Here is a 13656-nt window from a genome sequence, read left to right on the forward strand (position 1 = left end):
TTAAGCCGAAGCCGCCGGGGGCGTTATTCGGGAGTCGCCCCTAAGGGTCGCTACGGAGGTGGTCCGTTTGCCGATCCGACGCTGTCGAGATAGGCGATCAGATCGGCGATATCGTCCGCCTCCATCTCGACCTGCGGCATCGCCGGGTGCGCCGTGACCAGGCCCTCGGCGAGGGCTTCCTGCAGGTCGGCGACCGGATAGCGTTGGGCGAGTCCGCGGAAAGGGGGCGCCGCCGGCATCGGACTGGGTCCGGATCGGCCCACGGCGTGACAGCTGGAACAGCGCATCTCGGCCAGCACCTCTCCGCGCGCGGATGAGCCAGTGACTCCCCACGGGCCGCCCGGCGCCAGAGCGGCGACGGTCTGCGGCTCGGTCGGTCCGCGCGATCCCGAGCAGCCGCCGGTGGCGATCAAGAAGGCAAACAGGATAATGCGCATGACGGACTCCTCGCCGACACTATGGCTCCTAGTGCAGCGGTGCGATTTGATGCGGATCAAGGCGGCGGCGCCAACCACTCATCGAAACGGAATACGGCCCGGAACCGCAGGGCCTTGGCCCGACGGTGTGCGGGGGATCGGGCGGGCGCGATCAGGATCCCGCCATCCCCTTCATGAAGCCGATCAGACGCAGCGCGTCCGCGTCGCCTGGCGGCGTAGAGACCGCGCCGAGAGGATCAACGAGCCGGGTCACATACTCGGCGTTTCCGGAGTAGGCCATCGACCAGCCGTCGAAGCGGCGTCCGGCGATGGCTCGATCGAACACCACGGCCAGTTCGCCGTGTCGGGGATCTCGCCGGATACTCGCCATGAGCCCTTCGATCGCAGAGTTCGGCCCTTCCAACACCTGCGCGAACCTCGACTTCGTGACGATCAACGCCCCAGTGACGTTCAAAGTCCGGTTGCGTGCCGCCGAAACCGTGACGATGCGGTCGATTTCTGCCGGCCTCTCCGCGAGAGGGATCAGGATCCGGCTCACATAGAGGAGGGATCTCAACTGCGACACGGACGTCGACTCCCCGGTCGCCGACCTTGCCGACGGGCTTCGCCGGCCTCGCTCCGGCTCGATCCGGTTTCAACGCGCGCGCGCACGACCTCGCGACCGACGCTCGCCGGACCGCCGGGGGCCTCGTCACCGGTCATGGCGAAGACCGGACGGAGGGGGCGATGGTCACGGGCGGTCATCAGGATCACCGCGCCGTGTAGCCGCCATCGATGACCAGTTCGGACCCCGTGTTAAACCGGGCTTCGTCCGAGGCGAGATAGACGGCGCCCCAGGCGATGTCGTCGGGCTCGCCCATATGACCGAGAGGATGCAGTTCGGCGACCGCTTGCCGTGCCGCCGCTGAGTCGCCCAAGGCCTCGAGATGGTGCTGGACCATCGGCGTCCAGATGAAGCCCGGATGGATCGAGTTCACCCGGATGCGATCACCCGCGTAGAGCATGGCGTCGGTCTTGGACATCAGACGCACAGCGCCCTTGGAGGCGTGATACGGCGGAGAGTCGGCAGCGCCGACCAGGCCGTAGATCGACGACAGGTTGATGATGGACCCGGCGCCGGCCCGACGAAGATGGGGGATCGCGTGTTTGACCCCGAAGAACACGCCCTTGACGTTGACGGCCTGCACCCGATCCCATTCGGCCTCCGTGATCTCATGGGTCGGCTTGTTCACCCCGGCCACCCCGGCATTGTTGACGAGGGTGTTGAAGCCCCCGAAGCGGGCGGCGACCCTTGCGAAGGCCTCGGCGACGTCGGTCTCCATCGTAACGTCGCACCGCTCGAATGCGGCGGACAGACCCTGGGCCGTGAGCTCGTCGACCAGCGATCGGCCCTCGGGCTCAAGCGTGTCCAGAACGGCGACCGCCGCACCCTCCTGCGCCATTCGGGTGGCGATGGCCCGCCCCAGCCCGAGGGCTCCGCCGGTCACGATCGCTGTCTTGTCGGTCAAACGGCCCATCTGGTCGCTCCACTGCATACCTGTGGAGAGGATGGGCGAATCTGGCGGCCTCGCCTTGATCTGGCGCAAATCCAGCCGTCAGGCCGGTCCCGGGTTCGGGCATCCGCGCCCCTGCGACAGGCCTTTCAGGAAGCCGCGCCTGACCATCCCTGCCAGGATCGCCTTCGCCCGGGTGCGATCCGCGGCGGCGGCGCCGGAAAGTTGCCGCAACACATTGCGATAGGGAAGATCAGCGAGGCCCTGGATCGCATCCTGCAGCAAGGCCGTCGGGCCGGATGATGTCGAGGAGGGCGCGCTATCGATGTCCTCGCCCAGAGCGGCGTCGAGAGCGGCGAGTTCGGCCGCTGCGCCTTCGCAGTCGTCGGGAGACGGGGGCGCATAGGGAGCCGCCACGACATCCACGAGGGCGGCGGGCGGGTCGGTGTGGACAAGGTTGAGGTCCCTGAGGGGCCGGACCGCCGCGTCCGCGATCGGGGTGGCGCAGGCCGCCAGCTGCAGGGCCGAGACGATCACGGCGCATAGGGACTGGCGGTGCGTCAGGATGACGGCCGGTCGTGCGGACGGCCCCGAACCGGGTCCGGGACGCGATTCGACTGCATGCGAGGGCGGGGCGCCTGACCGTTTCACAGCGCCGGCTTCGGACCGAGGGGACGACCGGGAACGAGGCCACCGTCCAGCAGGGCCCGCCAGGCGTCCTCGGCAGTCTCCGCGAACGTGAAGAGACCGAGGTCCGCAGGCGAGATGAAGCCCTGGGCTTCGAGGACCTCAAAAGAGATCAGCGAGGTCCAGAAGGCCCGGTCGAACAGGATCACCGGGATAGGCGGGGCCTTGCCGGTCTGGCGCAGGGTGAGAATCTCGAAGAGTTCGTCCAGGGTGCCGAAGCCGCCGGGAAAGACGATCAGGGCGTTGGCGCGCATCGCCAGATGCATCTTGCGCATCGCGAAATAGTGGAAGCGGAACGTCAGGTCAGGCGTCGTCCAGGGGTTCGGCTCCTGTTCGCTGGGAAGCGTGATGTTGAATCCGATTGACGGCGCCCCGGCCTCGGCCGCCCCGCGATTGGCGGCGGCCATGATTCCCGGGCCCCCGCCGGTAGCGATGACATTGTCCCTGACGTCCCCGTCGCCTCGAACCGCGCCGCCCTCCAGAGAGGCCAGGGCGCCGAAGCGGCGCGCCTGGGCGTACCAGTGGCGGTGGTTCGCCGGTCCCGTCTCGTTGACGCGGGCGCTACCGAATACGACCAGGGTCGATCGGACGCCCCAGGCCTTGAGGGCGAGTTCGGCCTTTCCGAACTCCAGCTGGAACCGAACGCCCCGCATCGAGTCGCCGAGCAGGAAATCCTGGTCCAGAGCGGGGAGACGGTAGGAAGGCGAGGCCCGCTGCAAATGATTGGAGGGCGCTTCGGTCACGGACGACCCTGCCCCGCCCCGGTTGCGACCGCCGCCGTCAGGCGCGCCAGCAGCGCGTCCCGTTCGGCGTCCGTCGGCAGGGCCTGAAGCGCCTCGTTGAGCGTCTCGAGCAGACCCGCCCGAGCATTGTGCCAGTCCGGCCGCGCTTCCGCTCCGGGCGCCAGTCGGGCCGCGGGCCCGTCGAGGGCCTCGACCTGCGTCGGGGTCAGACTGAAGGTCTGGTCGAGCCGCGGGATGGTGACCTGGTCGCCTGAGCGACCGGCCGCAGTGATCCGGTCGCGCAGGCCTTCGAGCGCCTCGGGCTCGCCATGGGCCAGGAAGACCTGACCTCGAACCGGCTCGCGGGCGGTCAGCCAGTCGATCAGGGAGGCGGCGTCGGCGTGACCGGAATAGACGTCGAGGGACCGGATGCGGGCGTTGACGCGAACGTCGTCCCCCTGGATCCGAACCAGCGGCGGCGTTTCCAGAAGGATGCGGCCGAGCGATCCGGCGGCCTGGAAGCCGGTGATCAGCACCGTGGTCTCCTTGCGCCACAACAGCCGTTTGAGGTGGCGACGGATCCGGCCGGCGTCGCACATCCCGCTGCCGGCCAGGATGATGTGCCAGTCGCGCAGCCGTTCCAGCCCGTCGCTGTCCTGGGGCCTCAACAGGGTGTGGAGCCTGGGCGCATTCCGAAGCGGGAGATAGGGATTGACCGAAGCGTCGGCGTTCCAGCCGCGCCGCAGAAAGACCTCCGTCGCCTCGATCGCGAGCGGGGAATCGAGGAAGATGTCGGTGGCGAGGTCCGGCTCCGCCTCCATGATCGCCAGGAGGTCGAGGATCAGCTCCTGGGCGCGTCCGATCGCAAAGGTCGGCATGAGCAGGGGACCGCCCGCCGCCTGGGCGGCTCGCACCTCCTTCGCCAGCAGAGCCCGCCGATGCGCCAGGTCCATGTCCTCGCGCACGCGATCGCCGTAGGTGGATTCCAGGACGAGGTGGTCGACGCCGGCCGGTCCGTCCGGCCGCACGAGGTAGGGCTGCTCACCTGAGCCGAGGTCTCCGGAGAACAGCATGTGGACGATCTCGCCGGCGTTCTCGATCTCTATCTCGATCGAGGCGGCGCCGAGGAGATGGCCGGCCGGCCAGTAGCGGACCCGCAGGCCCGGCGCCGGATCCAGCCACTCCCCGAACTTGACCGTCTCAAACAGGGCCAGGGTCGGTGCGACGTGTTCTGGCCCGTAGATCGGCTCAACCGGGGCGATTCCGCGCCGCTGGTTGCGCCGGTTGAGATGGTCGACATCGCCTTGCTGGATGTCGGCGGAGTCGGCGAGCATGACCTCGCAAAGGTCCCGGGTCGCCCGGGTGCTGATGATCGAGCCCTTGAAGCCGGCCTTGACCAGTTTCGGCAGCAGGCCGGAGTGATCGATGTGGGCGTGGGTCAGGAACACCCCGTCGATCGCCGCAGGATTGAAAGGGAACGGTTCGTGGTTGAGGGCCCGAAGGGTCTTGGGGCCTTGGAACATGCCGCAGTCGACGAGGAAACGGCCGTGGTCCGTCTGGAGCAGGGCGCAGAAGCCGGTCACGCAACCGGCCGCGCCGTGAAATGTCAGGGTCAGCATGAAGACACCTTTCGTCAGTTCGCCAGGGCGAGCCAAAGGGCGACGGCTGCGAGGCCCGCCGCCGAGATGAAGCGCAGCATCCGCCGCCGGCCTGCGCCCCAGGTGGCCGTCGTGCGCGCCGCCCCCAGAACGATGCCGAGGTGGATCAGGACGCTGATCACGATGTGGGCTAGGCCCAGGCTGAGCAGTTGGACCCAGGGGGGCGCGTGGTCCGGCCGGACGAAGCCCGGCAGGAGAACGCCGTAAAACAGCAGGGCCTTGGGATTGAGGAGGTTGGCGAGCAGGCCGCGCGCCACGAGACGGCCGGCGCCGCCATTTGTGGTGATCGTTCCTGTCGAAGGACGCAGGGCCTCTGCAGCGAGCACGAACAGGTAGAGGACGCCGCCCCATCTCAGGGCCGTCATCGCGACCGGCGCGTCCGTCAGGCCGCGGGTGAGGCCGAACACGGCCAGGACGAGGTAGACGCCGAGCCCGGCGGTGATTCCCAGAACGCTCAGGACGCCGGCAAGGCGGCCGCGTCCGGCCGCGATCACCGCGAGGTAACCCATGTTGGGGCCCGGCGTGAGCTCGATCAGCACCATGGCCAGCAGAAAGCCGGGCAGCACCGCCGGGTCGACCGGGCAGGTCGGGGCGCCGGTCAATGAATGCTCAGGCAGGGCAGGGGGCCGTCGGCGGTCACATCGCCCCGCCACTCCAGCCGCAGGTCGTCCACGCGCGCGACGGGATCGGCCGGGAAGGACAGGACGTCGGTTCGGATCTCCCTCTCTCGCACGAGCATCACGCCCGTCCCGACGGGAACGCCGTGGCCCTGCGGCGTGTCGCCTTCCGCCGCGACTGCAGTCCGTTCGGCCGTGCCCGGATCGGCTGTCGGAGCCAGGACGACGTCCAGCCGAGGCAAATCATCGGCGGCGTTGAGATCGATGAGGAGGGTGCGGATCGACATCTCAGTGCGCCATCAACAGGGACGGCCCCTCGACATCGTCGAGCAGGGCGCGGGTGGCGCCCCCGAAGACGGCCTCGCGCAGGCGGCTGTGTCCGTAGCCCCCTGCGATCAGGACTCCCGCCTTCAGCCTTTTGGCCGCCTCGACCAGCGCGAGACCCTCTGGCCCGCCCCTGACTGTCTCGGTGCTGGCGCTTCCGACCGCATGGGCGCGGAGATAGTCGAGCAGAGGGTCGAATGACGGATTGGCGGCCACTGGGTCCAGACCGCGGGCGCACTGGACGGCGGTGGTTGCGGACGACATGGCGATGAGCGGCAGGGCTTGCCTGACCGCCCGGCCGGCTTCGGCGCTGCCGTCCCCGGCGATCATGACCGGTCCTTCCAGGCCGGAAGGATCCCCCCGGGCGATCAGGATGGGGACGCGTCGCTGCAGCAGCGTCTGGGCGAAGGTCTCCTCGGCGATCAGGGACGTGGTCAGGCTCTCCTGACTGATCACCACCAGATCGGCCAGGGCCAGGCAGTGGCTCAATGCGATCTCCGCCCGGCCCGTGGGAGTGGCCAACGCCATGCGGGGAAGGCCCTCTCCGTCTCCGAAGATCAGGTCGGCCGCATTGCAGATGCGGCGACACTCCGTCTCCAGCGTGGCTCTCGCCGCCTCCTGGCTCGCGAGGATCGCCGACGTCGTCTCATCCGGAAGGGTCTTGCCGAGCAGCATGCCGTAGCTGACGAGATCGATCATCGGGTCGGGCATCACGGGAAACACGACCACCCTGGCCTTGTTGAGGACGGCGAGCGCGGCGGCGAAGCCGAGTGTCGAGGCGTCGCCGGCATGACCAAAGGTCAGGGCGACGATGGACTTGTAGCTCATAAGAATCCTCCCAGGGCGGCTCGCGGCTCTTGTTCCCGCAGAGCGCGCCGACGGACGAGAGGACGCGCATCTGACCGGCTTGGCCTTGATCCAGATCAGATGCGGCGCCGTCGCCTGCCTGAGAGGCCCCCTGAGACCCGACCTTGCATCGGCCGGGCGGATCGGATCAGAACGGTCGTGAGAGCCCTGTCAACGTTGCGGCGTCGCAACGCCGCCGGAACCGAGGTCCATGACAGACGCGCCGACCCGCTCCTTCCTGCGCCGCAAGCGCGATCTGGCCGATGACCCCGGCCAGCCGGTCGGCTTCAGGGATGTGCGTCTCACCGCGCAAGAGGCGGAACACGGTCTGGCCTCCGCCATGGATCGCATCGCGGCGCCGCGTGCGCCCTGGTCGCGCGTCCCGTTCAATGTCCTGGCGATTTCCGGCGGCGCGGCGGGCGGAGCCTACGGCGCCGGGCTACTGGTGGGTCTATCGCGGGCGGGGCGGCGTCCGGAGTTCGCCCTGGTCACCGGCGTCAGCACCGGGGCCCTGATCGCCCCTTTCGCCTTCCTTGGCTCCGCCTGGGACGGCCGGCTCCAGGACGCCTACACGGGCGGTCACGCTGCGGCGCTCTTCGCCCTGCGCCGTGCGGTCCCGGGCCTGGAGCCGGGCCTGTTCCGCGCCGCCGCACTCGACGGCCTGATCGCGCCCTTCATTGATGCACCCTTGCTTGAGGCCGTGGCGGCCGCGCACGCCGAGGGCCGTCGCCTGTTCGTGGCGACCACCGACCTGGATCGACAGCGCGCCTGCATCTGGGATCTCGGTGCGATCGCCAGCCAGATGCGCGAGGCCGGAGAAGCGAACGCCATCACTCTCTTTCGGCAGATCCTGGCCGCGTCCGCCAGCCTGCCGGGGGTTTTTCCGCCGCGCATGATCGCCTGTCGGTCCGGCGGTCGGATTTACGAAGAAATGCATGTCGACGGCGGTGTTGCGGCCCCCTTGTTTTTACTTCCAGACGCGTTGCTGCGGTTGAAGGGGGCGGGGCGGCGGATGCGCGGCGGTCGCGTCTATGTCATCGCCAACACCATCCTGGAGCCCGCGCCCCTGGCGACGGCGAGTAACGTCCCGACGATCCTGCTGCGCAGCTTCGATACCATGCTGCAGTTCTCCTATCGGCAGGCGATCAGCGTGACTGCGACCTTCTGCGCCGGAGCCGGCCTGCCGCTGGCGGTCGCCTCGATCCCCGACACGGCCGGCCGTGGCGTCATGCTGAAGTTCGACACCCGGAGCATGACCCGTCTGTTCGACGCCGCAGCCTCGCGGGCGCGGGATGGAGAAGTCTGGGCGGCGGGTTCCGAGGCGCCTGAGACTGTTGCCGGTCTGCTGGCGAAAACCTTCCGCTTCAGCGACTGAGCGCGTCGGCCCGGGACCGTCGCCAGCAGGCCGCTCTCTTGATTCTCAGCCGGCCCGGTTCGTCGCGGACGATGCGCGAAGCGTCGGGTCAGATCAGGTCAATCACGCGCGGGGCCGCAACGATGGGCGGAGTCGTATCGGCGGGCTGGAGGCTGAAGGTCTGGGAGTGGCTGCGCCCCGCGATCACGCTGACCGGCGAGATGATCTCGGGGCGCAGATGGATCACGGCGACGGAATCGCCCCCGGGTCCGAAGACGTGCAGGTCCGGATATCGTTCCCGGACGGACTGGTCGAGGCGCTCGACCAGGACCGGATCGGTGATCTCCACGGCCCGGGCGGCCATGGATACGCCCACGGCGTCGCCTTGCTGCGCCTCGCTGCGGATGACGACGGAGACTCGTGAGTCGGCCCTGATGTTCGCCAGTTTCTGACTGGTCCGCGCCACGACCACATAGAGATTCAGCCCTTCGTTGACGTAGCCCACAGTGGTCGCCTGGGGCCAACCGTCAGGACGATTGACGGCGAGCGACAAAAGCCGTTGGGCGTCGAGCAGGGCCACGACGGCGGCGACCGCGCCGCCGTGGATGGGGGGTGGAGCGACCTCCGGCATGGTCAGACCCTCCTGACGACCGGGGCGAGTACGGCCAGGCCGGCCCCGGGAATGGCGATCTGGAATGGGCTGCTGGGGCGCATCTGGTGGTCCACGACGCGGTCCGGCTGCACAATACGGCCAGCTGGGCGTCGACAGGACCGTGGCCCTGTTGCGGTCGCGGAGCCTTGATCCAGCGCAAGCCTCGGATCATCGGCCGTGCCGCTCGGCCAGAGACGTCTTGACGCATTTCTGACGGCGCCCCGCAGCGTCCAGCGCGGCAGGACGGGCGCCCATCCCGGAGGCAGGGCGAAGGCGGGCGGCGGTCGCCCGACGTCAGGCACCGCCGTCGGACAGGGACCGCAGCCGCTCCGGCTGCCGGACCTGCAGCTCGGTCGGGGAGAGCAGGCGAATGACGCCCATGGTCTTGAGCCGGGTCAGGATCCGGCTGACGGTCTCGATCGTCAGGCCAAGATAGTCGGCGATCTCCGACCGGGTCATCGGCAGGCGGATGTGGTCCGTCAGGCTGGGGCGGGCAGGGTCTTGCGCCGGCTGATCCTGCAGGAAGGTCGCCACCCGCTCGATTGCGGTCTTGCGACCCAGGAGGAGCATGTGATTCTGGGCCGCAGCCAGTTCGTGATTGGCCCGTTCGAGCAGAACGGCCTCGAGCGCGGGGGTATCCCGGATGAGGGCGCTATAGTCGCTCTTGCGGAACCGGCACGCCGTGGTCGGCTCGATCGCCTCGGCGGAGAAGACATAGGTCTCCCCGGTGGCGAGACCGAGGAAGTCGCCCGCGAACAGGAAGCCAATGATCTGGCGGCGACCGTCGGACAGCAGCTTGTAGACCCGCACAGACCCGGCGGTGATGTTGAATACATGCTGGGCGGCGTCGCCCTGGCGAATGAGCGCCGATCCGGCCTCAAGCGCGACGGGGTCCGCCAAGGCGTCGAGGCTTCCGAGGTCGGCCTCCTCGATGCTGCCGCACACGCTCAGCATTCGGGCGCCGCAGCCGGCGCAGTCCGTGCTTCTGCGGCGATCGTCGTATTCGACGGGGAGAGCCTTGAGCTCGAACATGGTGAAATCCTGACGCCGCGAGGCTCAGTCTTGTCCGCGATCACGGCGCACCGGGAGTTGATGCAGATCAAGGCAGTCCGAACGGCTTTCCGGCCGACGCTACGGCCCTGGTCCTCGCCTCCGGGTCGTCGATCGGCACAGCATGTTTTGATCTCGGTCAAGGCGGCGCGCCGACCGTTGGGCGACCAAGGCGAGAGAAGGAGACCTGCGCATGCCCGCACAAGCCATCCCCGTCGTCGCGACGGTCATCGCCCTCTTCGCCCTCTTCATAGGGTTCGTCGGGGGCGCCGCCCTCTGGACCGCCCTTCCGCGTCGCACTCCGCCGCGCGAGCGCTGACCCCAGCTTCGAAAGGCCCGCGAATGACGTTCAAGACCCTGCTCGTGGCTGTGGACCAGGGCGTCGACAGCGACGCCCGGATTCGCCTCGCCTGCGATCTGGCGGCCGGACTGGACGCCCATCTGATCGGAGCCTGCGGCGTCGCCCTCAGCGTCCCGCCGGCGGACGACCGCTACACCGGCGGCGCTATGTTCGGGGAGGCCTTCACCCTCCTCCGCGACCTCGCCGAGGCGGAGGTTCGCGGCGCGCTCACGCGTTTCCACGAGCTCGTCGGGTCTCGACGGAGCCGGACGGAATGGCGGGGCCGGCTGGGGCTTCCAGCCGATGTCGTGGCGCATGAGGCCCGGGCTGCGGACCTTGTCATCCTCGGCCGCCGCTCGTCGCGCGCGCCGACCCACGCCATCGATCCGGCTGATGTCCTGATGGCCGTCGGGCGCCCGGTCCTCGTGGTTCCGCCGGAGCGGGAGCGGGACCCGACCGGCTGGCCGGCGGTGGTGGCCTGGAAGGACAGCCGCGAAGCCCAGCGTGCGGCGGCCTCGGCCCTTCCCCTGCTGAGCCGCGCCTCCACCGTCCACGTCCTGGAGATTGCGGGCGAGGACACCGCAGAACAGGCCGCCGTGCGCACCGACGACGTCGTCGCCTGGTTGGGGCGTCACGGGATATCGGCCGAGGCTCATGTCTCCCCTCCCGGCAAGACCACCGCCGCCCGGAACATCCTGGGCTTCGCGGCCAGTCATCAGGCCGGGCTGATCGTTTGCGGCGGCTACGGCCATGCCCGTCTGCGCGAATGGGCGCTCGGCGGCGTGACCTCCGAACTGCTGGCCTCCGCGCCGGTCTGTGTCCTTCTCACCCACTGATCCCGAGGTTTGCGATGAGCGGCTTTCACCATATCCGGCTCGAACTGGCGCGCGAGCCCGGCCATCCGCACGGCGATGCCCGCGACGGATGGGACATCGTCGCCGCCCTCGACGAGGCGGGACGGCTGGATCTCGCGGCCTGTCGCGCCGCGCCCGACCGATGCTTCGTGCGCCGGTTCGTGCGGGACGCGACCGTCGCCACGGGCCGCCTGCGGCACACGGTCGGCGATCGCTGGCTGCTGGACCTGGACGGGCGGGACGATCTGGACGCCTCCGGCTTCCGCCTCGGCGAGGAGCAGTTCGCCCTCGGGGAATACGTCTCCATCGTGTCGGCGGACGGCCAGACCCACACCTACGGCGTGGAACGGCTTGAACCGATCGAGACCCCGGCTTCGGGCGGACAGGCGATCGCCTGATGGCGCGCCGAATCCTGGTGCTGGACGGCCATCCTGATCCGGACCCCAAGCGATTTTGCCACGGCCTGGCCGACGCCTACGCCTCGGGGGCCGCCTCCGCCGGTCACGAGGTGCGCCGGGTCGACCTCTCGGGACTCGAATTCCCTGACCTGATCCGTCGCGACGACTGGGAGGCCGCGTCGGCGCCGGCCGCGATCCTCGGCGTCCAGGCGGATATCGCCTGGGCCCAGCATCTGGTCATCATCCATCCGCTCTGGCTGGGGTTCATGCCGGCCCGGCTAAAGGCCCTGTTCGAACAAACCTTCCGCCCTGGCTTCGCTTTCGGACAGAGGGAACGAACCGTGGGTGACGGACGGCTCAAGGGCCGGACCGCGCGGGTCATCGTCACCATGGGCATGCCTGCCGCCATCTACCGTGGCTTCTACTTCGCCCACGCACTGACCGCCCTGAGGCGCAACATCCTGGGCTTTGTCGGCATCGGCCCGACCCGGACCACCATCGTCGGCAATGTCGAGGGCATCAGTGACGCCCGGTGCGAGCAATGGCTCGACAGGATCGCGGGGCTGGGGCGCCGGGCGATCTGACCCGACCGTCGGATCTTCAAGACCCAGGCGCAGATCATCGCGGCCGGCGACGCCGGGTCCGCAGTTTCCGAACAGCGACCCGCCCATAGCCAATGTCGGCTCCGTCCAGCGAACCGGTGCCTAAAGCCTGGTGCGCAACGACCACAATTCGGGGAAGCAGCGACGCTCGAGCGTGGACGACAGGTAGCCGACGCCGTCGGTGCCGCCGGTGCCGCGACGCCGGCCGATGATTCGTTCGACGGTCACCACATGTTTATGGCGCCAGGTCAGGAGGGCGTCGTCCAGATCGACCAGTTTCTCGGCCAGTTGATAGAACGGCCACCAGCGTTCGGTGTCGCGATAGACCTCCAGCCAGGCGGCCTCCACGCCTTCCGAGGGCTGGTACGGCTGGCTGACGTCGCGGTTCAACGTCTCTGCGGGGACGGCGATCCCGGCGGCCGCGAGCTGGGCCAGGGCGTCGTCATAGAGGCTCGGCGCGGCCAGGGCTTCCGAAAGGGCGGCATGGGCTTCCGGCCGGTCGAGCTGGAACGACAGGAACTTCGCATCCTTCAGTCCCAGCATGGTCTCCAGCCGGCGGAACTGGTCGCTCTGGAAGCCGGAGCTGGAGCCCAGCACGCCGCGGAAGCGCAGGTAGTCGGCGGGCGTCATGGTCGCCAGGATCTCCCAGCTCTGGGTCATCACCGCCTGGATGCGGCTGACCCGCGCAAGGCTCTTGTAGGCCGGGACAAGATCCCCGGCGCGCACCAGCGACTGGGCCAGGGCGACCTCGTGCAGGATCTGCTTGAGCCAGAGCTCCTTGGTCTGGTGGATGATGACGAACAGCATTTCGTCATGCTCGTCGCTGATCGGGTTCTGGGCGGCCAGCAGCCGGTCCAGGTCCAGATAGCGGGCATAGGTCATGTCGGCGGCGGGCGTCGGATCGGTCATGAGCGCTGTATCGGCCGGTTCCCCCCAGGCCTCAAGTCACCCGCCCGGAACGGGACGGCTCGCTTCGGCCTCCGGGCAGGACAGGCCCTGCGCCGGGCATCCGCCTGGCGGGGTCTCCGCGACGGCGCTTGCGGACCGCAACGTCCGGGCTGGGCGCGAGCGGAAGGTCTCTTCAGCGCCTGGCAACGTGATGGGAAGGAATGGTGGACGCGACAGGGATTGAACCTGTGACCCCCTCGATGTCAATGTTGCTTTAGCCAGTTTATGTCAGTTTCCTGACGTATCTGCGTGCTCACAAGATACTGAAAAACATAGAAATATCAGAATACGGCCGTTCATTCGGTCTCTTGGGGTATCCTCGAGTTCGATCCATCTGGTATCTATTTGGTGTCGGAGAAGTGTCGGGGCGCGTCCCGATCCAGGCTCGGGAGTGGATGAATTTGTACGCTCAGACAGCTCGGATAACCAAGCGGACCGTCGACGCGATCCCAGCGCCGACCAAGGATGAGGGAGAAGCGCGTCTATGGGACACCGACCTGAAGGGCTTCTTCCTGCGGGTGTATCCGTCCGGCCGCCGGGTCTATGCCTTGAAGTACCGTTCCGGCCCGTCCCAGAAGATTTTCACGGTCGGGGTACATGGCTCGCCCTTCACGCCTGAAACGGCCCGTGCCGCGGCTTGGGCGGCCTTGCGCCGGGTTTCGGACGGCGAGGAC

The 13656-nt window shown here is 68.6% G+C and carries 18 protein-coding genes; 6 read left to right on the forward strand and 12 right to left on the reverse strand.

Translation table 11 applies throughout. From position 1 onward, the window contains the following. Positions 1–50: 50 nt before the first annotated feature. The 9 genes from ACP7A5_RS16000 to ACP7A5_RS16040 all read right to left on the reverse strand — a co-directional run bounded on the left by ACP7A5_RS16000 (position 51) and on the right by ACP7A5_RS16040 (position 6766). Positions 51–437, reverse strand: coding sequence for a c-type cytochrome (locus ACP7A5_RS16000; protein ID WP_426042839.1), 387 nt, complete (start codon positions 435–437; stop codon positions 51–53). Positions 438–588: 151 nt separating this feature from the next. Next, a complete protein-coding gene (locus tag ACP7A5_RS16005; protein ID WP_426042840.1) occupies positions 589–1002 on the reverse strand; it encodes a BLUF domain-containing protein in 414 nt (137 codons plus the stop codon). 184 nt (positions 1003–1186) lie between these two features. Next, complete coding sequence (locus tag ACP7A5_RS16010) at positions 1187–1954, reverse strand: SDR family NAD(P)-dependent oxidoreductase (RefSeq protein WP_426042841.1); 768 nt, start codon at positions 1952–1954, stop codon at positions 1187–1189. A 78-nt stretch (positions 1955–2032) separates the two neighbouring features. After that, positions 2033–2581, reverse strand: coding sequence for a hypothetical protein (locus tag ACP7A5_RS16015; protein ID WP_426042842.1), 549 nt, complete (start codon positions 2579–2581; stop codon positions 2033–2035). Then, positions 2578–3360 carry an LOG family protein gene (locus ACP7A5_RS16020; RefSeq protein ID WP_426042843.1) on the reverse strand — a complete coding sequence of 261 codons (783 nt, stop codon included), beginning with the start codon at positions 3358–3360 and terminating at the stop codon, positions 2578–2580. Before ACP7A5_RS16020 ends, ACP7A5_RS16015 begins: the two co-directional genes overlap by 4 nt. Next, entirely contained in the window at positions 3357–4958 is a 1602-nt protein-coding gene (locus ACP7A5_RS16025; protein WP_426042844.1) for an MBL fold metallo-hydrolase RNA specificity domain-containing protein, read from the reverse strand. Before ACP7A5_RS16025 ends, ACP7A5_RS16020 begins: the two co-directional genes overlap by 4 nt. Before the next feature lie 14 nt (positions 4959–4972). Then, positions 4973–5599, reverse strand: coding sequence for a LysE family translocator (locus tag ACP7A5_RS16030; RefSeq protein ID WP_426042845.1), 627 nt, complete (start codon positions 5597–5599; stop codon positions 4973–4975). Beyond that, positions 5596–5901, reverse strand: a complete 306-nt coding sequence (locus tag ACP7A5_RS16035; protein ID WP_426042846.1) for a hypothetical protein — start codon at positions 5899–5901, stop codon at positions 5596–5598. The genes ACP7A5_RS16030 and ACP7A5_RS16035 overlap by 4 nt, the downstream gene beginning before the upstream one ends. A gap of 1 nt (position 5902) precedes the next feature. Continuing rightward, positions 5903–6766 carry a universal stress protein gene (locus tag ACP7A5_RS16040; protein WP_426042847.1) on the reverse strand — a complete coding sequence of 288 codons (864 nt, stop codon included), beginning with the start codon at positions 6764–6766 and terminating at the stop codon, positions 5903–5905. Positions 6767–6995: 229 nt separating this feature from the next. Between ACP7A5_RS16040 and ACP7A5_RS16045 the strand changes: the two genes are divergently transcribed. Continuing rightward, entirely contained in the window at positions 6996–8159 is a 1164-nt protein-coding gene (locus ACP7A5_RS16045) for a patatin-like phospholipase family protein (RefSeq protein WP_426042848.1), read from the forward strand. A gap of 88 nt (positions 8160–8247) precedes the next feature. Here ACP7A5_RS16045 and ACP7A5_RS16050 read toward each other — a convergent pair whose 3' ends face one another. Together ACP7A5_RS16050 and ACP7A5_RS16055 are read right to left on the reverse strand one after the other, a co-directional pair. After that, a complete protein-coding gene (locus tag ACP7A5_RS16050) occupies positions 8248–8769 on the reverse strand; it encodes a pyridoxamine 5'-phosphate oxidase family protein (RefSeq protein ID WP_426042849.1) in 522 nt (173 codons plus the stop codon). A 315-nt stretch (positions 8770–9084) separates the two neighbouring features. Further along, positions 9085–9822, reverse strand: a complete 738-nt coding sequence (locus ACP7A5_RS16055; protein WP_426042850.1) for a cyclic nucleotide-binding domain-containing protein — start codon at positions 9820–9822, stop codon at positions 9085–9087. 211 nt (positions 9823–10033) lie between these two features. On the opposite strand from ACP7A5_RS16055, the gene ACP7A5_RS16060 reads away from it, so the two are divergent. Genes ACP7A5_RS16060 through ACP7A5_RS16075 form a run of 4 tightly spaced genes read left to right on the forward strand, consistent with a single transcriptional unit; the run spans position 10034 to position 12016 of the window. Continuing rightward, on the forward strand, positions 10034–10159 hold the full coding sequence (locus ACP7A5_RS16060) for a hypothetical protein (protein ID WP_426042851.1): 126 nt from the start codon (positions 10034–10036) through the stop codon (positions 10157–10159). A gap of 23 nt (positions 10160–10182) precedes the next feature. Continuing rightward, positions 10183–11016, forward strand: coding sequence for a universal stress protein (locus ACP7A5_RS16065; protein WP_426042852.1), 834 nt, complete (start codon positions 10183–10185; stop codon positions 11014–11016). Between the two features lie 14 nt (positions 11017–11030). Next, positions 11031–11432 (forward strand): hypothetical protein, encoded by a 402-nt coding sequence (locus ACP7A5_RS16070; protein WP_426042853.1) that lies wholly within the window; start codon positions 11031–11033, stop codon positions 11430–11432. Beyond that, the gene (locus ACP7A5_RS16075) at positions 11432–12016 is read left to right on the forward strand and encodes an NAD(P)H-dependent oxidoreductase (RefSeq protein WP_426042854.1); all 585 of its coding nucleotides are present in this window, start codon (positions 11432–11434) and stop codon (positions 12014–12016) included. The genes ACP7A5_RS16070 and ACP7A5_RS16075 overlap by 1 nt, the downstream gene beginning before the upstream one ends. 120 nt (positions 12017–12136) lie before the next feature. Here ACP7A5_RS16075 and ACP7A5_RS16080 read toward each other — a convergent pair whose 3' ends face one another. Continuing rightward, positions 12137–12943: a tryptophan 2,3-dioxygenase gene (locus ACP7A5_RS16080; protein ID WP_426042855.1), complete on the reverse strand. Its 807-nt coding sequence runs from the start codon at positions 12941–12943 to the stop codon at positions 12137–12139. Between the two features lie 398 nt (positions 12944–13341). Between ACP7A5_RS16080 and ACP7A5_RS16085 the strand changes: the two genes are divergently transcribed. Beyond that, on the forward strand, positions 13342–13656 hold a 315-nt coding region (locus ACP7A5_RS16085; RefSeq protein ID WP_426042856.1), incomplete at its 3' end, for an Arm DNA-binding domain-containing protein.

This window comes from Brevundimonas sp. TWP2-3-4b1 (genome assembly GCF_049897665.1).
In the GTDB taxonomy this organism is placed as follows: domain Bacteria; phylum Pseudomonadota; class Alphaproteobacteria; order Caulobacterales; family Caulobacteraceae; genus Brevundimonas; species Brevundimonas subvibrioides_B.